Origin of the sequence: Bacillus sp. LUNF1, assembly GCF_011008975.1 — a bacterium.
Lineage (GTDB): Bacteria > Bacillota > Bacilli > Bacillales > Bacillaceae > Bacillus > Bacillus velezensis.
In genome coordinates, this window is sequence record NZ_CP048876.1 from 2467301 (window position 1) to 2492540 (window position 25240).

Consider the following 25240-nt stretch of genomic DNA (forward strand, 5'->3'; position numbering starts at 1 on the left):
TACAATATAACATGTAAATAGAAGTTGCCTGACATGTAAAAGGCTCAGCCTGCAAAAGCGGTAACTACAATTAAGGAGCGATTGACAAGTGAGTGAAATCACACATCGTACAAAAACGCGTCCCGTCAAAGTGGGACCTTTAACAATAGGCGGAAATAACGAAGTCGTTATTCAGAGTATGACGACGACCAAGACACACGACGTAGAAGCAACAGTTGCGGAAATCAACCGTTTAGCCGAAGCCGGCTGCCAAATTGTCCGGGTAGCATGTCCGGACGAACGCGCCGCTAACGCGATTGCCGACATCAAAAAACAAATTTCCATCCCTCTCGTTGTCGATATTCATTTTGACTACAAGCTTGCATTAAAAGCAATTGAGGGCGGCGCCGACAAAATCAGAATCAACCCGGGTAACATCGGCCGGCGCGAAAAAGTGGAAGCCGTCGTAAAAGCGGCGAAAGAAAAAGGAATTCCGATCCGGATCGGCGTAAACGCGGGTTCTTTGGAAAAACGCATTTTAGAAAAATACGGCTATCCGACTGCTGACGGAATGGTTGAGAGTGCGCTTCATCATATCAAAATCCTGGAAGACCTTGACTTTCACGACATCATCGTCAGCATGAAAGCGTCTGACGTCAATCTCGCCATAGAAGCATACGAAAAAGCGTCAAAAGCATTTGATTATCCGCTCCACCTCGGAATTACAGAATCGGGCACGCTGTTTGCCGGAACGGTAAAAAGCGCGGCCGGACTCGGAGCGATTTTAAGCAAAGGAATCGGAAACACGCTCCGGATCTCTCTGAGCGCCGACCCGGTTGAAGAAGTAAAAGTAGCCAGAGAACTGCTGAAATCATTCGGTCTCGCTTCAAACGCGGCTACGCTTATTTCATGCCCGACATGCGGACGGATCGAAATTGATCTCATCAGCATCGCAAATGAAGTGGAAGAATACATTTCTAAAGTCAAAGCGCCGATTAAAGTAGCGGTTCTCGGATGTGCCGTTAACGGACCGGGCGAAGCAAGAGAAGCCGATATCGGGATTGCCGGCGCGCGCGGCGAAGGACTTCTTTTCCGCAAAGGCCAAATCGTCCGCAAAGTCCCTGAAGAAACCATGGTCGAAGAGCTGAAAAAAGAAATCGACAAGCTGGCAGAAGAACACTACGCAAAGCTTGAAGCGGAAAAAGCAAAAGCAGAACAAGAAACACAAAAAGCTTGACGGATATTCCGCCAAGCTTTTTTTTGCGTTGTGTTAAAAAAACGGTGTAATGAAGATGCCGAGCACAAGAGAAACAATACCGATTCCCATCGCCCATCCGCCTAAAGCGCCTGCTCCTCTTCTTCTGGCGATATAGCCGACGATAATGCCGCATGCCCCTAATAAAACAGGGAGCACAAACAGGGAAATGATAGAAATAGCCAATGCTGCATACCCTATCCCCCGGCCTTCACTTACTCCGTCCCGATTATCATCACGGTCTGCTGCCCGGTCAGAAGCACGATATGGCTCTGAGATTTCGGCCGCTGTTTCTTCTGAATAAACATCACGCGTGATATCGGTTCCTTCCGATCCATGATCCACATAGTAGTCGTTGCCTTTTCGATTTTCGTAATCGTATGCCACCTTCAATTCCCCCTTTTTCTTTTATGAAAGGAGCTTTTTTAGTTTCCGCGTTTTTTACGGATTCATGTTTGCTAAACTTTTCTGGTATTGTTAATTGTTTATGTTACACTTGAAGGGATGAATTTATAGGAGTGTGGACATGTTACGGTTAGGTATAGATATTGACGGCACAGTTACGGCACAGGATACATTTGTCCCTTATTTAAACCGCTCATTTCATCTTTCCATTACCTTGGATGATATGACTGATTATGATCTGACGAAGCTTTTGAACATTACAGACGAGGAATTTTGGGAATGGATGAACGTTCATGAAGCAGCCATATATAAAGAAGCGAAACTCGCGGAATTTGCCAAGCAGGCACTGGACGGACTGAAAGAAGAGCACCGTCTGATCTACATTACGGCAAGACGCGGCCACTTAGAAGATGTTACGCTGGACTGGTTTGCAAACCGGGACATTCATTACGATCACATTGAGCTTGTCGGAGGCCATCACAAAGTGGAAGCCGTCAAAAAACACGGCATTGATTTATTTTTCGAAGATCACCACGGCAATGCGACAATGATCGCAAAAGAAGCAGGCATTCCGGTTATCCTTTTTAACTCCCCATATAATCAGCTCCCCATCGATTCCAATATTATCAGGGTGCAGAATTGGCTTGAAGCCGTCGCCTGGATTAATAAAAACAAACACAGCTTCCAGCATGTCAAAAGCTGAAAAAAACCTCCTGTATAAGCAGGAGGTTTTTTATCGGCACGCCGGACAGGTGCCGTAAATTTCAAACTTATGGCCGCTGATTTCATACCCTTCCAAATCATCGTGCAGCTTATCCATCGGACAGGACTCAATTTCCTTCGTTTTCCCGCAGGTTAAACAGATAAAATGGTGATGATGATGGGTATAAGAGCATGTAAAACGGAACAGTTTTTCTCCGGATAGCTCCGTCGTTTCCAAAATGCCGAGTTCTTCATATAACGAAAGATTTCTGTATATGGTATCAAAGCTCAGACCCGGATAGTTGTCATTTAATGCGGCAAGCACGTTTTTGGCGGTCAGATATTTATCAGAATCAGCAAAAAGCTGCAGCATGTCTTCTCTCTTACTCGTATATTTATACCCTTTTTCTTTCAGCAGGTTCAACGCTTCTTGTACGTTCATGAGGACCTCCCCTTTACAACACGGTATCGCTCCAAAAAGAAAATGGCAGCTGTCTGAACAGCAGGCCATTTTCTTATGATGTATCAAATTATACCTATAAAATGATGAAAAGTAAATGAAAGCCTAGTGAATCGCGGTTTTGAACTTACCGCCCCTCGTTTCATGGGTATTCATGATCGTAATAAAGGCGTTTTTATCAATTTCAAACACAATGGATTTCAATTTAGTCACTTCAAGCCTTGTCACGACCGCGTAAATGACTTCTTTGGTTTCATCCGTATATCCGCCTTTACCCTGAAGTTTGGTGGTTCCCCGTCCAAGCCGGTGCAATATAGCATCTGAGATCTCAGCATATTGCTCTGCAACAATAATGACCGCTTTTGTTTCATCAAGCCCCTGGATGACGGCGTCAATCGTTTTCATGGCAATATAATAAGTCATGAAAGAATACATTGCCTGCTCCGGACCGAACACAAAACCGGCCCAAATGAAAATAAACACATTGATGAGCATAACGAATTCCCCGACTGAAAAGGGCAGCTTTTTCGTGAGAAGGATACCGAGGATTTCAGTACCGTCCATCGAGCCTCCGTTTCGGATGACAAGGCCTACCCCGAAACCGAGCAAAAGCCCGCCGAATACCGTCGCCAAAATAGGCTGGGTCGTAATGGCCTCCACATGGTGCAATGAGGATTCAATCAGCGCTAAACCGACGATTCCGATAACAGTAGAGATGAGAAATGTTTTTCCGATATATTTATATCCGAAAATCATAAATGGAATGTTGAGTAACACAACGAATAAGGCAAAATTGAGGAGGGGATTGGACATAAAGAGGTGGTCTAAAATTAATGAAACACCGATAATGCCTCCGTCGATAAAATTATTAGGGACCAGAAACAATTCAATACTTACGGCGGCTGAACCCGCCCCGATCAGAATCATAATGACCCTGAAGATAAAGTGTAAAAATGATTCTCTTTTATGCTGTTTATTTGGGGTCATAAAATCTCCTTTCCTATAATAACTATTTTAAACAGTAAGCAACTTTATTTTACCATTAAAAGCTGTAACATTTTAATGATCTGCTCAATACATTATGTCTAAAGAGGTGAAAGTATCGATGATTTTAATACAAAGAATTATTTTGCAGCGGCTCAATCAAGTCACTGCGGACGATCTGCTGAAATATTCCAAGCAATACGGAATCAGCATTACAAGAAGTCAAGCGGCTGAGGTAGCGGCTCTGATGCACGGAAAAAACATTAATATTTTTGATGAACAGGAGCGGCTGCGCCTGCTGAAAAAAGTGGAAACGATAACCTCAAAAGAAACGGCGCGGAAAGTTGACGAACTTTTCAATCAATTCTCAGGGTAAGAAAGGAGGGACACCCGCCCCTCCTTTCTTTCTTATTGAGCTGATATTTTTTCAAGAAGCTCCTTATCAAACTGCTTTTCTTTCAGCATTTCGATTTCAAAACGGTACGGCGGCTTCTTATTTTTCTTGTCTTCGCCTACATACGGTGTTTCGAGGATTTTCGGAATATCGGCAAGCTGCTCGTGATGAACGATGTACTGCAGAGCGTCAAAACCGATCTCTCCGAACCCGATATTTTCATGGCGGTCTTTCCGGGCGCCTTTAATATTTTTACTGTCGTTCACATGAAGGACTTTTATCCGATCGATGCCGACGATTTTATCAAACTCGTTAAGAACACCGTCAAAATCATTAGCGACATCATACCCGGCGTCATGGGTGTGGCAAGTGTCAAAGCAGACGGATAGATGTTCATTATGCGTGACTCCCGCAATGATCTCGGCCAGCTCTTCAAAGCTTCTTCCGCATTCTGATCCTTTGCCCGCCATTGTCTCCAGCGCAATCTGCACGTTTTGATCGGGAACAATCACTTCGTTTAAACCTTCAATGATTTTTTTGATGCCCGTCTCAGCCCCGGCTCCGACATGCGCTCCTGGATGAAGCACGATCTGTTTCGCGCCGATCGCTGCCGTTCTTTCAATTTCAGAACGCAGAAAATCAACGCCCAGCTCAAACGTTGCCGGATTTGTCGTATTTCCGATGTTAATGATGTACGGCGCATGCACGACAATCTCGTCGATGCCGTTTTCCTTCATATGGGCGCGGCCCGCTTCGATATTCAAGTCTTCAATTTTTTTGCGGCGCGTGTTTTGGGGAGCGCCCGTATAGATCATAAATGTATTCGCCCCGTACGAAACAGCTTCCTTGCTTGCGGCAAGGAGCATATGTTTTCCGCTCATTGAGACGTGTGAACCTATTTTCAGCAACCCGATTCCCCCTACTTTCCTCTGTTAGATTGGTTTCTTCTCTGCTTCTTTTTAATTTTTTCCATTTCGTAGCTCATTTTCTTTTTATAGCCCGGCTTTACTTTTTTCGGCTTTTTCACGAGGCGTTTCGCAATTTGGTCAGCCTCATTTGTCGTCTTTTTGCGATTTTTACGGCGGTGGCGGTCATCGCCTTTCTTCCATTCGCCGTTTACAAGCTCCGCATAGTCAAACACAATGCCCATCTTTTCGAGTCTTACGAGCGCATCTTCGTCAGAAAGCTCATAAATGGTCAGTGCTTGGCCTGATGAACCGGCGCGTGCAGTTCTCCCGACGCGGTGAACATAAAAATCCAGATCGTCCGGAAGCTCGTAGTTGATGACGTGGCTTACGCCTTTAATGTCAATTCCTCTAGCCGCAAGGTCTGTCGCAATGACATAAGTGAACTCCAGATCATTAATCTGCTTCATTACCTTTTTGCGCTCACGCGGCGTTAATCCCCCATGCAGAAGACCGACCCTCATTCCTTTTTCAGTCAGGTATTTCGCAATATGGTCAGCCGTGTTTTTCGTATTTGCAAACACAATGCCCAGATAAGGATTCAGATGAGACATCATATCAAAAAGCAGTTTGTCTTTATCACGCTGTTTAGAAGGAACCAACACATGTTCAATCTTTTCGGCTGTGATTCTTTTCGGCTCAACATGCGCATACTTCGGATTTTCCATATACTTTTTCAAAAACGGCTTCAGCTTTTCCGGAATCGTAGCTGAGAACACAAGCATCTGCAGTTCTTCCGGCATACGCGATCCGATATAATCAACGTCTTCTAAAAAGCCCATATCAAGCATCAGATCAGCTTCGTCAATGACGAGAGACTGCGCTTTATAGACGTTCAATGCCTGCGCCTTAATCAGATCCGCGATCCGGCCCGGCGTTCCGACGACGAGATGAGGCTGTGTTTTCAGCTTATCAATTGATTTTTGCTTGTCCGTCCCGCCGATGAAGCATTTTGTCCGGATCGGCTCATCTTCCGCACCCTGTGTGATTTTGAGCGCTTCCTGATGAATCTGATTGGCAAGTTCTCTCGTCGGCGCCGTGATAACGGCCTGTACCGTATCAGAACCCGGATCAATCCGATTCAGAATAGGCAATAAATAGGCGTGGGTTTTCCCCGTCCCCGTCTGGGACTGCCCGATCACGCTTTCGTTTTTCAGTACGGCAGGTATCAGACGCTTTTGAATATCTGTCGGTTCATAAAAACCAAGGCGGTGAACTGCATCTATAATAAACGGTTTTAAGTTGTATCCATCAAATTTAGTTTCTTTCATTTTTCCCAGCTCCTTAAAGCGGCACATTCTGTGTCCATCATCACATTATAACCGATTTTACTTAAAAACACCATGTCTTGGGGGAATCCTGTTTTCGAGACAGAAAAGCAAATGCCCCCTCCGATGCATATTGTAATAGCAGAGAGACAGAAAGGAGGTACAAGTATGTTTCCACAGCAGCCGATGAGAAATATGGCGCAGCAGGGCCGGCCGTTTATGAATCCGCGTATGATGATGGGAGGAAGACCGTCATTGCCGGGACGGCAGCTGATGCAGCAGGGACGGCAGTTTTTCCCTCAGCAGCAGATGGCCGGAGCGGGCCTGAGAAACGCAGGCACGGGCGGCGGAGGGGGCTTAAAAGGGATGCTTTCCCGTTTTTTACCCGGTTCAGGAGGAGGAAGCGCTGCCGCGTCGGCACCGGCGGCGGCCAGCGGAGGAGCAGGTGCAGGACTGCAGGGAATACAGAACCTGGCAAGTCCGGCATCCCTGTCGAGCATGCTCGGCAACGTTCAGAAGGTGCTCGGCGTGGCGCAGCAGGTTACGCCGATGATCCAGCAGTACGGTCCTTTAGTACGGAGTCTGCCCGCCATGATGAAGCTTTACAGCCAATTAAGCAGCAGTGATAACGAGAATGAATCTGACGAGACGAAAGAAACAGACGAACAGGACAAAAAGGATGAAGCTGAAAAAACAGATGAAACAGAAGATGAAAACAAATCAGACGCCTCATCCAAAACATCAAAGAAGACGTCTGAAAAAGCATCCGCTTCAAAAGAAAAAGACGCCGCACAGGCAGACTCAGCGGAACAGCCGCGTCCAAAAAGAACATCGGGCAGATCAAAGCCGAAATTATATATTTAACATTCTTTGATATCTCACGAAAGATTAGCTATAATGAGATCAGAAGAATGCAAGATTTGAGCCGTTTAACTACGGCTTTTTATATTGCCTCTACACTCACTTTTGATAGGAGGACATCTACATTGGACGTTATCAAAATATCGCCGCGCGGCTACTGTTACGGCGTTGTTGATGCCATGGTCATAGCCAAAAACGCGTCACTCGATAAAACACTGCCAAGACCTATATATATACTGGGAATGATTGTTCATAATAAGCATGTCACAGATGCGTTTGAGGAAGACGGCATTTACACGCTTGACGGCACAAACCGTCTGGAGATTTTAAAGCAGGTGGAAAAAGGAACCGTTATTTTCACGGCTCACGGGGTATCTCCCGAAGTAAGAAAAGCCGCTGAGGAAAAAGGGCTTGTTACGATTGACGCCACATGCCCGGACGTCACGAAAACACATGACTTAATCCGAAAAGTAAAAGCTGAAGGCTATCACGTCATATACATCGGTAAAAAAGGCCACCCCGAGCCTGAGGGAGCCGTCGGCGTCGCTCCTGAAATCGTTCATCTCGTTGAAACAGAGGAAGACGTGAGAAACCTCGATATTCAGGCTGAGAAATTAATCGTTACAAACCAAACGACCATGTCCCAGTGGGACGTCCATGATATTATGGAATCAGTTCAAGAAAAGTACCCGCACGTGGAATATCATCAGGAAATCTGCCTGGCTACACAGGTTCGTCAAGAAGCTGTCTCAGAGCAGGCAAAGAAAGCGGACTTAACCATTGTTGTCGGTGATCCGAAAAGCAATAACTCCAACAGACTGGCGCAAGTGTCAGAAGAAATCGCCGGAACAAAAGCCTACCGAATCGGAGACATCAGTGAACTGAAGCTCGAATGGCTGAAAGACGTCAATACCGTCGCCGTTACCGCAGGCGCATCAACACCGACACCGATTACAAAGGAAGTCATCCGCTTTTTAGAGCAGTTTGACCACAACGATGAATCGACATGGCAGCTTGAACACAGTGTGCCGCTTAAAAAAATCCTTCCGAAAGTAAAAATAAAAAACTGAGGCCCGGGGCCTCAGTTTTTTTTATAAGAAAGTAAATGGGTTTGTATCTGTTTCGGAAGCGAAAATGCGCACATCATAGTTTTTCTCTCCGGCCATTGCCGTAAGCTTCTCAGCCGTGCCTTTTCTCATGATCTTTTCAGCATAATGCCCCGGGTCTACGACGTTTAATCCCATCATCATCGCATCATGCGCTACATGGAAATAAAGATCGCCCGTCACGTAAACATCTGCACCCTTCCGCTTTGCCTGATAAATATATTTATTTCCGTCCCCGCCAAGAACCGCGACTTTTTTCACCTTGCTGTTTCGCTCTCCGACCATCCGGACTCCGTTAACGTCAAACTTTTCTTTCACAAACAGCGCAAACTCTTCAAGCGTCATGTCTTGCTGAAGTTTTCCGATGCGGCCGAGTCCTTTTTCAAGCGGAGACTGCTCCACCGGATAAATATCATATGCCACCTCTTCATACGGATGGCTTTTTTTCAGCGCTTTTATGACGGTTCTCTCCATACTTGCCGGAAAAACGGTCTCAAGTCTCACTTCATGGACGAGCTCCAGTTCTCCCGTCTGTCCGATAAACGGTTCTGCCCCGTCCAGCGGCTTAAAGCTGCCGATTCCCTCAGAGGAGAACGCGCAATGGCTGTAATTGCCGATATGTCCCGCTCCGGCGTTGCCAAGTGCAGTTCTTACAGCTTCTTCATAGTCTTTCGGAACATATACGGCAAGTTTTTTCAGCGGGTCCGAATATGTCGGGACGAGCACTTCTGTGTCTGTCAGGCCGAGAGCTTCGGCAAGCAGATCGTTCACACCGCCGTCCGCTACATCAAGATTCGTATGAGCGGCATATACAGCAATATCATGCTTTATACATTTCTCAATCAGTCTTCCGCCAGGCTGATCAGTGGTGATCTGTTTAAGCGGCCGAAAAATCGGCGGGTGGTGGGCGATAATTAAGTCAACTTTTTTCTCAATGGCTTCATCTACCGTTTTTTCCAGAACATCCAGTGTCACCATGACATTTTTCACCGGCTTATTCAATGTACCGATCTGCAGACCGATTTTATCTCCTTCCACCGCAAAAGCCTTCGGTGAAAATTGTTCAAACAGCTGGATGATTTCCTGTCCGTTCACATGTTTAGGCATGTCCGATTACCTCCTTCAGCAGAGAAATCCGCTCTTTCAATTCAGCTAATTTTTCATGATTTTCATGCTTTGCGCTGCGGCTGATCTGTTCATAAATTTGTTCAGTATGCTTAAGTTCCTGGCTCCATTTCCGAAGAAACACTTCATTCCTCTCTTTTAATAAAAACGGACCCGCAAGCATTCCGGCAGCCATCGGCAAGTCCCGATACGGCGCATCACGGTCGCCAGTTTCCGCAACGAGGATTTCATAACACTTTCCGTCTTCCTCGAGAATCACTTCATCAAGCAGTTCATAGCCTTCCTGATACAGCCACTCTCTTATATGAACGGCATGAATATTCGGCTGCAGAATCAGCCGTTCACGCCCCGTCAATTTCGTTTTTCCGGACTCCAAAATATGAGCGATCAGCGCTCCGCCCATGCCAGCGATTGTAATGGCGCCGGCTTCTCCTTTTTCAAGGACGCTCAGCCCGTCACCTTTCCTTACGGAGATAAGAGTGCTTAAGTCCAGTTTTTCCACCTGCTGTTTGGCGGATAGAAACGGTCCGTCTGTAATTTCACCGGCGATTGCCCGGCTTGCCAAATGATTCAAAACGGCATAGCAAGGAAGATACGCGTGGTCTGACCCGATATCAGCAACCAGGGCACCCGGAGGGATATATTCCGCCACAGACTGCAATCTTTTAGATAACTTCATTTCATTCACAATATCACAACTTTTCTCAGGTTCTTTTTCCTTTACTATCATATAAAAAAACCGCCCGGAATCCAAGCGGCGGATAGAGTTTTTCATATGTCTTTTATATAGGGACCGGTAAAGCTTTATTTAATGTCAGAAACCCATTTTGCCATGTCATCCAGCTTTTCGGCCGGCACAAGGCCCGCGGGCATCCCGTTGCCGCCTTTTTCAATTTTTGTTTTAATCTCAGCGACATCTTTTCTTTTGCCGACGCCTTTTAAGTTCGGCCCTGACACACCTTCATAGTTTTCCCCGTGACATGTGATGCAGTTCGCTTTATAAATCTCTTCAGGTGAAGCGTTTGCAGTTTCCTTCTCGGCATTTTTGCTTTCACCGCCGCTTGCGATCTGATGCGCATCTCCATTGCCTTTTACAGCTAAAAAGAAAGTCAGCCCTATTCCCAGCACTGCAATGAGCAAAAAAGGAATCAGCGGATTCCACTTCATATCTCCATCCCCCTTTTTCATTCTCCCCCTATGTAAACACTTCTAATTCTAACTTATTTTTACAAAAAGTAAATGGTCTTGCTCAGCAATTTCATTGATTTCACAATTTATACAAAAAGCAAAATAACTGTTTTGTTTATCACAAAATTATCTTTATTCTATTGTATAATGAATTGTATACGCTTACAATAAAGAATATAAATAAACTTATCTCATTTTCCCCCTTTCAGGACATGCCGCATTTTTTCCGAACTCATTTGCAAAACATATGCTTATCCAGTAAAATAAAGGTATATTATCCATATATCTTATACATAAAAAAGAACGGATCAAAAAGACCCGTTCCATTCTATTCGAGAAAATCCTTCAGACGTTTGCTTCTGCTCGGATGTCTCAATTTGCGAAGCGCTTTTGCTTCAATTTGGCGAATACGCTCTCTCGTTACTCCAAACACTTTGCCGACTTCTTCCAAAGTTCTTGTGCGCCCGTCATCCAGACCGAAACGGAGACGCAGCACGTTTTCTTCACGATCTGTCAACGTATCCAGCACATCTTCCAGCTGTTCTTTTAAAAGCTCATATGCCGCATGATCCGACGGAGATGTCGCTTCCTGGTCTTCGATGAAGTCACCGAGATGTGAATCGTCTTCTTCACCGATCGGCGTTTCTAAAGAAACAGGCTCTTGAGCAATTTTTAATATTTCACGGACTTTTTCAGGCGTCAGATCCATGTCTTCAGCAATCTCTTCCGGTGTCGGCTCTCTGCCAAGATCCTGAAGAAGCTGACGCTGCACCCGGATTAATTTGTTGATGGTTTCCACCATGTGAACCGGGATACGGATTGTTCTCGCCTGGTCAGCGATGGCGCGTGTAATCGCCTGTCTGATCCACCAAGTCGCATACGTACTGAATTTATATCCTTTACGGTAGTCAAACTTCTCGACTGCTTTCATGAGACCCATGTTTCCTTCTTGGATCAAGTCTAAGAAAAGCATGCCGCGGCCGACATACCGTTTAGCAATGCTGACAACTAAACGAAGGTTTGCTTCAGCCAGTCTGCGTTTAGATTCCTCGTCACCCTCTTCAATTTTTTGAGCGTAGGTGATTTCTTCTTTAGCAGAAAGAAGATTTACCCGTCCGATTTCCTTAAGGTACATGCGGACTGGATCATTGATCTTTACACCAGGCGGTACGCTGAGGTCATTAAGGTCAAATTCTTCTTCGGCTTTGGCAAGCTGTTGAATATTAGGATCTTCCGTTTCTTCATTTTCACTAATTAATTCAACACCTTGTTCTCCTAAAAATTCATAATACTCATCCATTTGGTCTGATTCAATTTCAAAGCTGGACATGCGTTCAGCAATTTCTTCATATGTTAAAACGCCACGTTTTTTTCCAGTTTCAGTAAGCTGCTCTTTTACCTGGTCTAATGTAAGTTCTGTTTCTGTTTCGTGGGTTTGTTTATCAGCCATTATGGATCCCTCCTTCCAAAGCTTGCAACGAATTCTAAAAGCGGTATGTTTCTTATCCGCCCCGGAAGCCTTCTCTCTTTTTCAGCATGCAGGGCTGCGGATAATAAATGACAATTCATGATGAGGTTAAGCGATCTATTTGCTCCTCCGCAAGGAATCATTGCCAATCAGAACGCAAGCCTCTTTTTGGTGTTACTTTAATGATCGGTTCAATGCAACAATTTCTTGAGCCAGAGACGCAGCTTTCACGAAGTCTTTCTGCCTCTCCGCATCCGCTCTTTCTGCTTCTTTTTCCTTTATCATTGACCATTTTCGGTGATCCAACACTTTTTTTACGTAATCGGATAACTCGGCCTCTGAGAGCTCCTCGTTTACTTGGAGCATCCCTATATCTGAAAGCAGCTGGCTGATTTCCTCATCCTGCATTCTCGCCATAAGATGCTGCGGCGTCATGTCAGCGCCCTCTTCATAAACAGCGTACAGGTATGCTGCCAGCGCACGATGTCCGTCAATGTTAAATTCAAAGCCGACACGCTCAATCACTTTCTTTATGACGTTTCGGTCTCTCAGCATATGAGCGAGCAGAAGTCTTTCCGCGTTCTCATAGGCGGGACGGAGACGGCGCCGTTTCGCTTTTGTCGTCACCCGGGCCCGTCTTGTCTGCGGTTCGGCGTTTTTGTCGCCGGGGGCGTTTTGTCTGGCGTAGATGGAAAGCTGTTCCGTCAAAGATTCTACCGAAAGAGAAAATTCCGAGGCGAGCTGCTTCACATACATTTCCTGCTCAAGCGACCCGGAAAGAGCGCTGATTTCTTTCAGCACCTCTTTCATGTAAGCGAGCCGGTCTCCTTCGTCAGATAAGTTTTTCCCTTTGCGGAAATACTGCATTTTAAAAGCCATGACCGTAACGCTTGCATCAATGATTTCGGTCCGGAATTTTTCTCCGCCCCGGGTTCTGATATAATCATCAGGATCAAGCCCGTCAGGCAGCATGCTTACTCTTACCTTACAATCGGCTTTCTGGAGCAGGCCGGCCGCTTTCAGCGTAGCTTCGTACCCGGCTTTATCCGAATCGTAGCAGAGAATGACCTCCTGAACATTTCTCCTGAGGATTTTCACATGCTCTTCGGTGAGCGACGTCCCCATTGTGGCGATACTTTCTTTTACGCCTGAGCTGACGGCGGATATGACGTCAGCGAAGCCTTCAAACAGAACGGCTCTCTCCTCTTTCCTGATCGGCAGGCGCGCCTTATGAAAGTTATACAGCAGCTTAGATTTATGAAACAGCGGCGTTTCCGGGCTGTTCATATATTTCGGCTGCTGGCTTCCGAGCGCCCTTCCTGAAAAAGCCGCCACGGCTCCGTGGTGATCATGAATGGGAAACATAATTCTGTTTCTGAAACGGTCAAAATACCCGCTGCCGTCTTCCCTTCTGATCAGCAGACCCGCTTTTTCCATCAGTTCTTCCTCAAAACCGCGCTTTTTCAAGAATTTCGTCATGAAATCCCAGGAATCCAGCGCGTAGCCGATTTCAAACTCATCTATGAGCTCTTTCGTAAAACCCCTTGATAAAAGGTAATCTAACGCTTCCTGGCCTTCCTTTGTATTTATTAGCAAATGATGGTAAAATTTCTTCAGAAGCTCGTGGGCTTCCGCCATCTTCTGCTCTCCGGAAGATTCAGGCCTGGATGCAGAGTGAATCGTTATATCATCAGGGAAATCAATCTGATATTTATCCGCAAGGTGAGAAACAGCTTCCGTAAATGAATAGCCTTCCATCTGCCGTAAGAAAGAGAAAACGTTCCCGCCCGCACCGCATCCGAAGCAATGAAAGATCTGCTTATCGCTGGAGACGGAAAACGAGGGCGTGTTTTCCCCGTGAAACGGACAGAGCCCAAAGTAGTTGCGGCCTTGCTTTTTCAATTGGACATAATCACCTATGACTTCAACAATGTCTGCTGACTGCTGCACCTGATTAACTACTTCATCTGGTATGCGGTTTCCCATCTTATAACACTCCGTCGTACATTATTCGATGCTTTGATTTGAAATCCCTTCATCATTCGACAGGATTTTTTTAAGCAGGGTAACAAATCGATTCCGATCTTCTTTATTTAATTTTTTAGGTCCTTTGGAATGAATGCCGCTTCTTCTCATTTTGCCTGACATATGACGGCTCATCAGAGCGAAGTCAATCGTGTCTTCAGTATAAGAACGGCCCCTTTCCGATAAGACGGCAATATTTCTGTTCAGCAAAAGAGAGGCTAAACCGATATCCTGCGTGACTACGACGTCTCCCGATCTCACATGGTTTGCGATATATAAATCTGCCGCTTCTTTATGAGGATCAACGTATACCCAGTTCTCGTCTTTGCTTCTGGAAAGCTGGTAGTGTTCAAATGATGCGACGAAAATAACCCGAACGCTGTATTGCGATGCAATGAGCATTATTTCCTCTTTTACGGGGCATGCGTCTGCATCGACAAAAATCGTCTTTTCTTTTTCATTTAGAAGACTAATTCTCCATCCCTCCATCAATCTCCTGCATAAAAACAAGCGAAATCGCATATGCTCCATGACTGCGGATCTATTTTGAGCTTTGTCGAAAAATTTCCGGGAGTTATTCTTGACATCTTACCCATAATAGTTTATTCGTATCACACGAAGCTTAAACCTAAAAATAAACATTTTATCACAATTTTTTATTATAATACAAACTTCGCGAAGATGCCATCCTTTTTGTTTATTCCCTATTTGCATACCCAAAAACCCAGGATAAAGCGTCCTGAGTTATCGGCCCTTTGTTTTGAGATGATGAATGATGTTCGCTGTTTCCTCGACCGCTTTATTCGAAACGTCAACGACTTGGCAGCCGATCCGGTCCACGATTTTCTCAAAATACTCCAGCTCTTCTTTAATTCTGTTGATATTGGCGTAAATGGCTTTGTCATTTAAGCCGAGAGATTTTAACCGTTCTTTTCGTATATGGTTCAGTTTATCAGGGCTGATTTTTAAGCCGATGCATTTTTTCGGATCAACGCTGAACAGTTCTTCCGGCGGATCGACCTCAGGAACGATCGGCACATTGGCCACTTTCAGACGCTTATGGGCAAGATATTGTGATAATGGGGTTTTAGACGTTCTGGATACTCCGAGCAGGATGATATCGGCTTTTAAAATGCCTCTTGGATCTCTGCCATCGTCATATTTGACGGCAAACTCAATCGCCTCGACCTTTTTGAAATAATCTTCATCAAGCTGACGGACGCGGCCCGGTTCATATTTGGCGGTCAGACCGTAAGCCGATTCCATTTTATCGATGAGCGGACCGATAATATCGTAATACAGCACATTCGCTTTTTCCGCTTGTTCAACCAGGTATTTGCGCATTTCAGGAACAACGAGCGTAAAACAAATAATGCCGCCGTCCGCTTTGGCGAGAGACACGACTTCATTAATGGTGCCGATATCTTCCACATAAGGTATTCTTCTGATATGCGTATCATCGGCTGAGCCGTTAAACTGGCTGAGCGAGGCTTTTACAACGAGTTCGGCGGTTTCTCCGACTGAGTCTGATACTACATAAATGATGCGATTGTCCATGTTATCCCCCCGTTAGTTTTCAAGCTTATATGATTTCATTTTCTGATAAACTGACAAGTATCTTAGTCATATTCGTTTTGGTAAACCGGCCGATGACCTCAAAGCCTTTATCCGTATCTTTAATAACGGGCAGGGCATCGATCTGTTTTTCAATTAAATACTTGGCGATGTCCATCACATAATCGTCACGCCGGCAGACGGCGATATTCGGCATTCTTGTCATGATAATATGAACCGGTATTGAGGCAAGTTCCTGCTGGCCGATGCTCGCCCGCAGCAAATCTTTGCGTGACAGCACACCGACTAAGACAGCATCACGATCTACGACAAATAACGTGCCGACATCTTCTAAAAACATGGTGCAGATGGCATCGTATACCGAGACATTCTCATTGATGACAACAGGGATCGATTGAAAATCTTTCACTTGCAGCTTTTTCAGTTTATCCGCAAGCAGCTGATTTCCCGTTTTCCCCGTATAAAAATAACCGACCCGCGGACGGGCCTCTAAGAAGCCTGACATGGTGAGTATGGCCAAGTCCGGCCGCAGCGTGGCCCTCGTTAAATTGAGCTGTTCTGCGATATGCTCTCCGGTAATCGGGCCGTTTTCCTTTACAATCTGTAAAATTTGTTCTTGCCGTTTATTTAATTCGATCGTACTCACCACCTTTATGGAAGGGTTTCTTTATCTATGTTTTCATTCTGTGATGTTTATGTAAAAGGGGAAAAGACGATTGCCGATCACACAGCAACCGTCTTTTTCTTTATTTTACAATAAGATGATTCATATTAGCAAAAGACTTGATCACATCTGCAAGAGCGGTCATTTGCGCTAAACGGTTGGTTTTTAATGTTTCATCGTCCGCATTTACCATCGTGTGATTAAAGTAGTCTTCGATCGGCTCCTTTAATCCGCTGAGCACGGCAAGCGCCTGTTCATAGTTTTTGGAGGCAAAGCTTTCCCCGACACTGTCTTTTGTTTTTTGATAAGCGTCAAACAGCTTTTTCTCCTGTTCATTTTCAAACAGATCCGGCTTGACATCGCGGCTCTCGCCTTTTTTGCTGATGGAGATGACCCGGCCGAGTGATTCAGCCGTTTCTTTAAAGCCGGGTGTGCCAAGGTGCTTCTCAAGCACTCTTGCCTTATGAACGGCTGCATACGGCTCAAGCTCTGTGCTGTCCAGAACGGCTTCAATAACGTCATGACGGATGTCTTCAGCGTTTAAGACGTATTTCAGACGCTGTGTAAAGAAATCGAGGAGCTCATTTTCTTTTTCCGTTTCTGTCAATGACAGCAGCTCTTTAAACGAAATGCTCCAATTGCGGTCGATCAGAATGGAAACGATGCCGCTTGCCTGACGGCGCAATCCGTACGGATCCTGAGAACCTGTCGGAATTACGTCAATGCTGAAGAAGGAAGCAATCGTGTCCAGTTTATCAGCTAAAGCCACGACCGCGCCGGTAAAGGTTGAAGGCACTTCTCCCCCGGCCGCTCTCGGCATATAGTGCTCATTGACAGCGGCAGCGACGGCATCATCTTCACCGAGCATGCGCGCATATTTTTCTCCCATTACGCCTTGAAGCTCAGGGAACTCATAGATCATATGTGTAACCAGGTCAAATTTAGAAATTTCTGCGGCGCGCTTCACAAGTTTTTGCGTCTGTTCATCCGCTTTCAGGCGGACGGCAAGTTTGCCCGCAATGGCGGCCACTCTTCTTACTTTATCTCCAAGGGAGCCGAGCTCTTCATGGAAAACGATATTTTCCAGTTTCTTCACGTTTTCATCAATGTTCAGCTTTTGGTCTTCTTTGTAGAAGAACGCAGCATCTGAAAGCCTTGCTCTCAGCACTTTCTCGTTTCCGCGGGCAACATTTTCAATTGCATGGCTGTTCCCGTTTCTTACCGTAATAAAATGAGGCAGCAGATTTCCGTTTTCATCTTTTACCGGGAAGTAGCGCTGATGCTCTTTCATTGTTGTTACAAGCACTTCTTCAGGGATAGAAAGAAATTCGGATTCAAAAGATCCGTAAAGCGCTGTCGGGTATTCCACCAGATGGTTGACTTCGTTCAGCAGGTCCTCATCGATCGGAATATTCCATTTCTTCTCGGCCGCAAGCGCGTCCAGCTGGCTTTGGATCATTTGTTTGCGTTCTTTCGGGTCAGCAATGACGCTTTGTTCTTTCAGCAGCTTTTCGTATGATGCCGGTGCATCAACAGATACTTCTTGGCCGAGAAAGCGGTGTCCCTGCGTGTGCCGGCCCGTCTCGACATTTGTGATTTCAAACGGGATGACGTCTTTCCCAAAGAGAGCGGCAATCCATTTGATCGGACGGATATAGCGCAGATCCTGCGTGCCCCAGCGCATGTTTTTCGGAAAATGCATTCCGGCAATCAAATTTTCCAGCTGCGGTAAAAGTGTCTTCGTCTCTTGTCCCGCCTGGAATTTTTGAACGAAGACATATTCCGTGCCGTTTACATCTTTTATATACAGGTCATCCACTTCGGCGCCTTGGCCTTTTGAAAATCCGATAGCGGCTTTTGTCCAGTTTCCGTCAGCATCCTGAGCGATTTTTTTCGCCGGGCCTTTTGCTTCTTCCTGAATATCAGCCTGTTTTTCTGCTACGTCTTTTATATATACTGCCAGACGTCTCGGCGTATTAAAAAGTTTCACTTCGCCGTGGGCGATATTTTTTTCAGCCAGCCAGCCGGTCAGCTTTTCACCGAGCTGCACCATGCTGTCATGTAAAAACCGCGCCGGCATTTCCTCGAGTCCGATCTCTAAAAGCAAGTCTTGTTTACTCATGGGAAGAGCCCTCCTCTTTAAGCATTGGGAACCCTAATTTTTCCCGTTCTTCATAATACGTTTTTGCCACTTTTCTCGCTAAGTTGCGGACACGGCCGATATAACCCGTCCGCTCTGTCACCGAGATCGCGCCTTTTGCATCGAGCAGATTAAATGTGTGAGAGCATTTCAGCACATAATCATAGGCCGGATGCACGAGCCCGTTATCCATTTGTCTGATCGCTTCTTTTTCATAGGTGCTGAACAAATGGAAAAGCATATCCACGTCAGATGTTTCAAAAGTATAAACGGAATGCTCATATTCAGCCATCATAAATAAATCTTTCACAGTAAATCCTGACGTCCATTCAAGATCAAAGACGTTTTCTTTATCCTGAATATATGACGCGAGACGTTCAATACCATATGTGATCTCAACGGATACCGGTTTACATTCAATTCCGCCCACCTGCTGGAAGTATGTAAACTGAGTAATTTCCATCCCGTCAAGCCATACTTCCCAGCCGAGACCTGCACAGCCTAAAGACGGGTTTTCCCAGTTGTCTTCTACGAAACGGATATCATGTTCAAGCGGGTCAATGCCGAGCGCACGCAATGAATCAAGGTAAAGCTCTTGAATGTTATCAGGCGACGGCTTGATAATGACTTGGAATTGGTGATGCTGATAGAGCCTGTTCGGGTTTTCACCGTACCGTCCGTCCGCAGGCCGTCTGGACGGCTCAACGTAAGCCACTCTCCACGGTTCCGGCCCGATGCTTCGTAAAAATGTATACGGGCTCATTGTGCCTGCGCCTTTCTCCACATCATACGACTGCATGAGCACACAGCCTTCATTCGACCAGTGCTTCTGCAAGGTTAAAATCATATCTTGAATGTTCATTTCAAGCACCTCCACTTTCTCCATTCTTTTACAAGTGCGGCGGCAACCAAAAAACTCCCGTCTCTATGCTTGCCGGCCGCAAACATAGGGACGAGAGTTCTCCCGCGGTTCCACCCTAGTTGCTGAGGATGTGAATCACTCAGCCTCTTTTTAAAGGGTTGCTCGAGAATGCCTTTCGTTGCGCGCTCATCCTTAGCTTACACTGCCCTAAGGTCGCTTGTATGAGTTGGACGCAAGTACTTCTTTCTGTCACTGCAACATATTTTATAATAAATGATCATATAAAAAGATGGGCAGAATGTCAACTTTTGTTTTCATCCAAAAGGTTCTTCATGCTTTCCATCTGATCTAAAAACCGTTTTGACTTTAAATAAAGTCCTGAATATTCCTCGTAATACAGATCAATGACCCGTTTAATTTCGTTTTTGGTTTCCTGTTTTAACGAGACGCTGCCGAGCCTTCCGATATCAAAGTAATAAAAAAGCCTTAGCAGCCTTGCCGTTTGCGGCGAAATCGGAACTCTGTACGGATCCTTTTCAAAGCAGCGGTGGCAGATAAACCCGTTATCTCTTATCGAAAAATGAAACGTCCCTTCCCCGCTTTTGCAGTGGACACAATGATTCAGCTCCGGATACAGCCCCATGACGCCGAGCATTTTCATCTGCACGATGAAGGTGATCACGTCCGGGTCAGTCCCGTCATTCAGCCTCTTAAAGGATTCGAGAATCAATTCGAATAAATAGGGGTTCGGTTTCTTCTCTTCCGTTCCTTTGTCAGTGAGTTCAGCGATAAAAGCGGCATACGCCGTCAAAAATAAATCTTCTCTGATCGTTCTCATGCTGAGAATCATTTCACCCTGCTGGAGCGTGCCGAGTCCGGATGTTCTTTGCATTAAAAATGACCCGTACAAAAACGGCTGGCTGACTGCTGACAGCCGGCTGGCTGACTTCCTGGCGCCCCTTGCCATGACGCCGATTTTGCCGTGTTCCCTCGTCAGCAATGTCACGATTTTATTCGTCTCCCCGTAGTCATTCGTACGGAGCACGATTCCTTCACATTTAGTCAGCATTTCCGCACCTTCCAACAACGGGAGGGGCCAAGAGGTTTACAAAATTGGAAAATCAATTCGGGCTAGCTCATCTTCCGGTTCTTCGGGTCTTTCCAGGTTCTCTTTTTCCAGTTCTTTAAAAAGAAGGTACGTATCAACACTTCCTGTTTGAGAAAATACGTTCCAGGTAAAATTCAACACAAAAAACCCACCTTTCATCATTAAACTAGCTTTGCAATCCAAATTCTTACCCTTATCTTGACCTGATGTCCTCCTTTTCATGTTAAACAAATTTTGCTAACGAATCCCTGCTTCTGTGAGGTAATCTCACACCTCAGGCATGCGCCTTAGATGAATTAATATTCATCCTCTTTAAAGCCGAAATCACGCAGCTGAGACATTTTATTCCGCCAGTCCTTCTGCACCTTCACCCATAATTCCAGGTAAACGCGTGAGCCCAAAAGAGCTTCAATATCAGCCCGCGCTCTTTTGCCGACTTCTTTCAGAAGCGCTCCTTTTTTGCCGATGACAATGCCTTTTTGAGAATCCCGCTCGACCACAATGGTGGCGGCGACATGGACGGAGCCGTTTTCCTGCCCTTTAATGGACTCGATGGCGACAGCGATGCTGTGCGGCACTTCTTCCCTTGTCAGATGGAGCACCTTTTCCCTGATCAGTTCAGAAATAATGAACCGCTCGGGATGGTCAGTCACCTGATCGCTCGGATAGAACTGAGGCCCTTCCGGTAAATACGCTTCAATCTGCGCGAGAAGGGTTTCGACGTTGTTCCCTTCCAAAGCTGAGATCGGCACGATTTCCTTAAACGGATAGCGCGTACGGTACTCATCAATTAACAGAAGCAGCTGGTCAGGGTGGATCTTATCAATTTTGTTTACGATCAGAAAGACCGGCGTGGACGTCTGTCCGAGCTTTTCAATGATAAACTCGTCGCCTTTTCCGTACCCTTCTTCGGCGTTAATCATAAATAACACCAAGTCAACTTCTTTCAGCGTATTCTGCGCCACTTTCATCATAAAGTCGCCAAGCTTGTGCTTTGGTTTGTGAATGCCCGGTGTATCAATAAAAATGGTCTGCGACGTGCCGGTTGTCAGCACTCCTTGGACTTTATTTCTTGTCGTCTGGGGTTTGTCGCTCATGATGGCGATCTTTTGACCGATGACCCTGTTTAAAAAGGTAGACTTTCCTACGTTCGGTCTTCCGATGATAGATACAAATCCTGATTTAAAGCTTTCGTTCGTCATGTAAATCCTCCGATGAAAATGCGCCCGGCAATAATTCTTCCGCAGTCATTTCTTTTATTTGTCCTTGTAAGTTGGTCAGAATAACAAGCATATCCTTTGAGCACAGCTCGGAAATTACTTGCCTGCAGGCTCCGCACGGCGAAACCGGTCCCGGAGTATCCGCAGCCACGGCGAGCATCGCAAATTCCGTATCCCCCTCGGAAACAGCTTTGAATATCGCCGTGCGTTCAGCACAGTTGCACATGCTGTATGCCGCATTTTCAATGTTGCAGCCTCTGTACACTTTTCCGTCTTTGGTAAGAAGAGCGGCTCCCACTCTGAAATTTGAATACGGCACATACGCTGTGTCCCGCGCTTTTAATGCTTCTGCAATCAATTCTTGTCTGTTCATGTGTACTTAATTCCTCTCTTACCTTTATCCTGTATGATACCGCTGTCACTTTTATTTTACATAATTATGATTGGTTTTTCACGCCCATTTTTGGCAATGTAAAATAATTGTAAGAATCTTCTGCTAACATATCTTCGGCAAGAAGATGAGTAAACCAATGATACACGATATTACGGCAAAGACGCAAACGGCTCCGGCGGCCGCGTCCTTTGCCGCTTTTGCGAGCGGGTGATACTGATCGGTAACTAAATCCACAACATGCTCTATCGCCGTATTTAAAAGCTCCAAAGCAAGCATCCCTCCGATCAGCATCAAAACAACGGCCCATTCGGCTGTGCTCAGCCCGGTGAGAAAACCGCAAACGATAACGGCGCAGGCCGCGGTAATATGAAATTGAAAATTCCGCTCTGACCGCGCCGTTTTCCAGATTCCCCTCCATGCATGGACAAAGCTCTTCAGGAACCTGCTCCACTCGTTTTTATGATCTCGTGAGTCCATACTCATCCAGCAAATCCTTTTGCTTTGAAAACATTTCTTCCTCTTCTTCTTTTGTCATGTGATCATAGCCAAGCAAATGCAAAAAGCCGTGGACGGCCAGAAAACCGAGCTCTCTCATAAATGAATGGCCGTACTCTTCCGCCTGCTCTTTCGTTCTGTCAGCGCTGATGATAATATCTCCTAAAACAGGCGGCATGTCGGCGCCTACGATTTCAACCTCGTCTTCGCCTTCTTCTTCAAGCGCAAACGAAATGACGTCAGTCGGAGTGTCTTTTCCCCGGTAGTCTCTGTTGATTTCTCTGATTTCCTCATTTGTCACAATCGTGACCGATACTTCAGCCTGATCCTGAACGCCTTCTTTTTCCGCCGCGAATTGGAGCAGCTTCTCCACTTCTTGGAGCGCATCAGCTGAGACGCTGTTCGTTTCATCAATAATATCTATGAGTAAACCCATTTATTTCACCTTCTTCGTAGCCTCCGGATATTCAATCCGGGAGTGGAAAATTCCTTTTAAAGTCGCACATAGTGTTTTTGCGATCGTATCCAGTTCTCGGAACGTGAGATCACATTCTGAGAATTGTCCGTCCTGAAGCTTGTCGGATATAATTCCCCGCACCAGTTTTTCGATCCGCTCGGGATTGGGGTTATGCATGGAACGGACGGCGGCTTCAACGCTGTCGGCCACTGAGATAATAGCCGCTTCTTTCGATTGCGGCTTCGGCCCCGGGTAGCGGAACTCTTTCTCTGTAATCTGGTCGCCCTTTTCTTTCGCTTTATAATAAAAGAATTTCAAAAGGGACGTTCCGTGATGCTGCTCCGCGATATCCACAAGCTCTTTCGGAAACTTATAGCTTCTGAGCATATTCGCACCGTCTGTCGTATGTGCGATAATGATATTTTTGCTGAGCTGCGGAGACAGCTTGTCATGCGGATTATCCATATTCATCTGATTTTCAATAAAATATTGCGGACGTTTCGTTTTGCCGAGATCGTGATAATACGCTCCGACCCGTGCTAAAAGACCGTTTGCCCCTACGGCTTCACAAGCCGCTTCCGATAGATTTGCCACCATGACGCTGTGATGATATGTACCGGGTGTTTCCGTTAAAATCTTTCGAAGCAGGGGATGATTCGGATTAGACAGTTCAATCAGTCTCATCGTTGAAAGAATGCCGAATCCCGTCTCAAAAAACGGCATCAGACCGATAATCAAAACGGATGAAGCAAGTCCCGAGACGACCCCCATCAGCATCAGCGTTCCGATTTCAACCGGTGACAGCGCCGTATTTTGTATTAATAAAAGCGACAGCACGATAATCATATTAATAAATGAGACGAACAGTCCCGTCTGCAATATTTTTGATCTCGCATTATGTTTTCCCAAAAACAGAATGCCTGAAATGCTGCTGATTAAATAGTAAATGCCGATGACGTAATTAAATGTTCCCGTCACACCCTGATTAAACATCATACTGCCGCAGATCGCCAGAATGATGCTTCCTAAAATGGCGAGCCTTTCATTGAGCAGCAGCCTGATTAAAATCGCGCCGGCGGCGATCGGCACAAGATAGCCGATATTGGTGTATTCAATCTTCTGAAAGAGACTGACGACTTCCATAATGACGAGAATAAGCGTTGTAATGATAGAAAACAGCAAAAGAGATTTATTTTTCAGCTTAAGCTCCTGCTGCTGTTTCTCAAAATAGTAGACAAGCGTGGCGATAAACAGACCGATCATCAGAAGCAGACCGCTGATCGGTTTTAACAGGTTGGAATTATTCAAAAGACCCGTCAGTTCAAGCTTCCTGTATACTTCCCGGTCGATCAGATCATTCTCTTCCACGAGAACCTGTCCCTGTTTGATCTGTACCGGCTGGACGCTGTCTGACGCTTCCTGGCGTTTCTCATCGGTCGCTTTCGGATCAAATACGTAATTCGGGATGACCGCGTATTTTCCGATTTCAGTCGCAGCCGCTAAATATTTTGACGGCACAGAAGCGCTTTTCAGCTCTTTTGCGACCTTATCCTTCGCTTCAGCAAGCTTTTCAGAAGGAATTTCACTGCTCATCACCGTATTCACCGCGGTAATGACGGAATCCCTCACAAATGAGAAATCTTCATTGTTTGCATGGAGAAGCGATTTAATGGCATCTTCCGAGACGGATTCATTGACATCCTGTGTCAGCTTGTTTTTCACCGATTTTACCAGTGATTTTTCCGAAGGTGACTTTTTGTCTTTTTCCGCATCTTTTTTCACTTCGCCGATGCTGTCAAAAATGGAAGTGATCAGGTCAAGCCGGTTGTCGGTATAGCCTTTTTTCAGAGTGTATTGGTCTTCCACCGCATCTTCGGCCGCCTGCTTTTTCGATTCCGTCGCCTGCTGATCTTCCACTGTGGCGGGCGCGTAAATCGTCTTATCACTGACTGCAAACAAATCCAAATTAAGTGATTCAGGTTTTACATGAATAAAGAGCAAACCAAACATGATCGCTGAAAGCAGCAGGTACAGCAGCACATGGGCTGAGCGGGCATGTCTGAAACTGCGGAACCGTTCCCGGGCGCTTTTGCCCTTTCCCTTCTTTTTCAAAACAAGAACCTCCTCCCTGAAACATCAG

The 25240-nt window shown here is 45.8% G+C and carries 27 protein-coding genes; 5 read left to right on the forward strand and 22 right to left on the reverse strand.

Annotation, left to right across the window (positions count from 1 at the left end):
• Window positions 1-97 precede the first annotated feature (97 nt).
• A complete protein-coding gene (ispG, locus tag G4O42_RS11830; protein WP_169510269.1) occupies window positions 98-1216 on the forward strand; it encodes a flavodoxin-dependent (E)-4-hydroxy-3-methylbut-2-enyl-diphosphate synthase in 1119 nt (372 codons plus the stop codon).
• Window positions 1217-1249: 33 nt separating this feature from the next.
• Here the strand turns inward: ispG and G4O42_RS11835 are convergent, their stop codons facing one another.
• On the reverse strand, window positions 1250-1627 hold the full coding sequence (locus tag G4O42_RS11835) for a DUF308 domain-containing protein (RefSeq protein ID WP_087920773.1): 378 nt from the start codon (window positions 1625-1627) through the stop codon (window positions 1250-1252).
• 133 nt (window positions 1628-1760) lie between these two features.
• On the opposite strand from G4O42_RS11835, the gene G4O42_RS11840 reads away from it, so the two are divergent.
• On the forward strand, window positions 1761-2342 hold the full coding sequence (locus tag G4O42_RS11840) for a nucleotidase (RefSeq protein ID WP_007408297.1): 582 nt from the start codon (window positions 1761-1763) through the stop codon (window positions 2340-2342).
• Between the two features lie 30 nt (window positions 2343-2372).
• Here G4O42_RS11840 and zur read toward each other — a convergent pair whose 3' ends face one another.
• Window positions 2373-2783, reverse strand: coding sequence for a zinc uptake transcriptional repressor Zur (gene zur / locus G4O42_RS11845; RefSeq protein ID WP_032873986.1), 411 nt, complete (start codon window positions 2781-2783; stop codon window positions 2373-2375).
• A gap of 123 nt (window positions 2784-2906) precedes the next feature.
• Window positions 2907-3788, reverse strand: coding sequence for a YitT family protein (locus G4O42_RS11850; RefSeq protein ID WP_007408296.1), 882 nt, complete (start codon window positions 3786-3788; stop codon window positions 2907-2909).
• Between the two features lie 118 nt (window positions 3789-3906).
• Here G4O42_RS11850 and G4O42_RS11855 point away from each other — a divergent pair, with 118 nt between their 5' ends.
• Entirely contained in the window at window positions 3907-4161 is a 255-nt protein-coding gene (locus G4O42_RS11855) for a DUF2624 domain-containing protein (RefSeq protein ID WP_003153013.1), read from the forward strand.
• Between the two features lie 32 nt (window positions 4162-4193).
• Here G4O42_RS11855 and G4O42_RS11860 read toward each other — a convergent pair whose 3' ends face one another.
• A complete protein-coding gene (locus tag G4O42_RS11860; protein ID WP_032873983.1) occupies window positions 4194-5087 on the reverse strand; it encodes a deoxyribonuclease IV in 894 nt (297 codons plus the stop codon).
• A gap of 11 nt (window positions 5088-5098) precedes the next feature.
• Window positions 5099-6415, reverse strand: coding sequence for a DEAD/DEAH box helicase (locus tag G4O42_RS11865; RefSeq protein WP_032873981.1), 1317 nt, complete (start codon window positions 6413-6415; stop codon window positions 5099-5101).
• Window positions 6416-6580: 165 nt separating this feature from the next.
• On the opposite strand from G4O42_RS11865, the gene vrrA reads away from it, so the two are divergent.
• Both vrrA and G4O42_RS11875 read left to right on the forward strand, forming a co-directional pair.
• Window positions 6581-7276, forward strand: a complete 696-nt coding sequence (gene vrrA / locus G4O42_RS11870; protein WP_032873979.1) for a VrrA/YqfQ family protein — start codon at window positions 6581-6583, stop codon at window positions 7274-7276.
• Window positions 7277-7398: 122 nt separating this feature from the next.
• The gene (locus G4O42_RS11875) at window positions 7399-8343 is read left to right on the forward strand and encodes a 4-hydroxy-3-methylbut-2-enyl diphosphate reductase (RefSeq protein WP_021494325.1); all 945 of its coding nucleotides are present in this window, start codon (window positions 7399-7401) and stop codon (window positions 8341-8343) included.
• Window positions 8344-8364: 21 nt separating this feature from the next.
• On the opposite strand, the gene G4O42_RS11880 is transcribed toward G4O42_RS11875, so the two are convergent.
• The 17 genes from G4O42_RS11880 to G4O42_RS11960 form a co-directional block, all read right to left on the reverse strand.
• Window positions 8365-9486 carry a Nif3-like dinuclear metal center hexameric protein gene (locus G4O42_RS11880; protein ID WP_032873977.1) on the reverse strand — a complete coding sequence of 374 codons (1122 nt, stop codon included), beginning with the start codon at window positions 9484-9486 and terminating at the stop codon, window positions 8365-8367.
• The gene (locus tag G4O42_RS11885; RefSeq protein WP_032874147.1) at window positions 9479-10183 is read right to left on the reverse strand and encodes a tRNA (adenine(22)-N(1))-methyltransferase; all 705 of its coding nucleotides are present in this window, start codon (window positions 10181-10183) and stop codon (window positions 9479-9481) included. The genes G4O42_RS11880 and G4O42_RS11885 overlap by 8 nt, the downstream gene beginning before the upstream one ends.
• Window positions 10184-10308: 125 nt before the next feature.
• Window positions 10309-10671 carry a cytochrome c550 gene (cccA, locus tag G4O42_RS11890; RefSeq protein ID WP_003152999.1) on the reverse strand — a complete coding sequence of 121 codons (363 nt, stop codon included), beginning with the start codon at window positions 10669-10671 and terminating at the stop codon, window positions 10309-10311.
• Between the two features lie 349 nt (window positions 10672-11020).
• Complete coding sequence (rpoD, locus tag G4O42_RS11895; RefSeq protein ID WP_003152998.1) at window positions 11021-12142, reverse strand: RNA polymerase sigma factor RpoD; 1122 nt, start codon at window positions 12140-12142, stop codon at window positions 11021-11023.
• Between the two features lie 192 nt (window positions 12143-12334).
• Complete coding sequence (gene dnaG / locus G4O42_RS11900; protein ID WP_032873975.1) at window positions 12335-14146, reverse strand: DNA primase; 1812 nt, start codon at window positions 14144-14146, stop codon at window positions 12335-12337.
• 21 nt (window positions 14147-14167) lie between these two features.
• Window positions 14168-14674 carry a YaiI/YqxD family protein gene (locus tag G4O42_RS11905; protein ID WP_007612647.1) on the reverse strand — a complete coding sequence of 169 codons (507 nt, stop codon included), beginning with the start codon at window positions 14672-14674 and terminating at the stop codon, window positions 14168-14170.
• Between the two features lie 255 nt (window positions 14675-14929).
• Window positions 14930-15742: a pyruvate, water dikinase regulatory protein gene (locus tag G4O42_RS11910; protein WP_003152991.1), complete on the reverse strand. Its 813-nt coding sequence runs from the start codon at window positions 15740-15742 to the stop codon at window positions 14930-14932.
• Window positions 15743-15767: 25 nt separating this feature from the next.
• Window positions 15768-16406: a transcriptional regulator CcpN gene (gene ccpN / locus G4O42_RS11915; RefSeq protein WP_003152989.1), complete on the reverse strand. Its 639-nt coding sequence runs from the start codon at window positions 16404-16406 to the stop codon at window positions 15768-15770.
• 100 nt (window positions 16407-16506) lie between these two features.
• Entirely contained in the window at window positions 16507-18546 is a 2040-nt protein-coding gene (gene glyS, locus G4O42_RS11920) for a glycine--tRNA ligase subunit beta (protein ID WP_032873973.1), read from the reverse strand.
• Window positions 18539-19426, reverse strand: a complete 888-nt coding sequence (gene glyQ / locus G4O42_RS11925) for a glycine--tRNA ligase subunit alpha (RefSeq protein ID WP_003152984.1) — start codon at window positions 19424-19426, stop codon at window positions 18539-18541. Before glyQ ends, glyS begins: the two co-directional genes overlap by 8 nt.
• Before the next feature lie 301 nt (window positions 19427-19727).
• On the reverse strand, window positions 19728-20495 hold the full coding sequence (recO, locus tag G4O42_RS11930; protein WP_007408287.1) for a DNA repair protein RecO: 768 nt from the start codon (window positions 20493-20495) through the stop codon (window positions 19728-19730).
• A 36-nt stretch (window positions 20496-20531) separates the two neighbouring features.
• Complete coding sequence (locus tag G4O42_RS11935; RefSeq protein ID WP_007408286.1) at window positions 20532-20675, reverse strand: YqzL family protein; 144 nt, start codon at window positions 20673-20675, stop codon at window positions 20532-20534.
• A gap of 155 nt (window positions 20676-20830) precedes the next feature.
• On the reverse strand, window positions 20831-21736 hold the full coding sequence (gene era, locus G4O42_RS11940; RefSeq protein WP_007408285.1) for a GTPase Era: 906 nt from the start codon (window positions 21734-21736) through the stop codon (window positions 20831-20833).
• Window positions 21717-22127 (reverse strand): cytidine deaminase, encoded by a 411-nt coding sequence (locus G4O42_RS11945; protein ID WP_003152976.1) that lies wholly within the window; start codon window positions 22125-22127, stop codon window positions 21717-21719. Before G4O42_RS11945 ends, era begins: the two co-directional genes overlap by 20 nt.
• A gap of 123 nt (window positions 22128-22250) precedes the next feature.
• Window positions 22251-22625, reverse strand: a complete 375-nt coding sequence (locus G4O42_RS11950) for a diacylglycerol kinase family protein (RefSeq protein WP_015240233.1) — start codon at window positions 22623-22625, stop codon at window positions 22251-22253.
• Entirely contained in the window at window positions 22606-23079 is a 474-nt protein-coding gene (gene ybeY / locus G4O42_RS11955) for an rRNA maturation RNase YbeY (protein WP_032873971.1), read from the reverse strand. Before ybeY ends, G4O42_RS11950 begins: the two co-directional genes overlap by 20 nt.
• Entirely contained in the window at window positions 23080-25212 is a 2133-nt protein-coding gene (locus G4O42_RS11960; RefSeq protein ID WP_007408284.1) for an HD family phosphohydrolase, read from the reverse strand. It lies immediately after the preceding gene.
• Window positions 25213-25240: the final 28 nt, after the last annotated feature.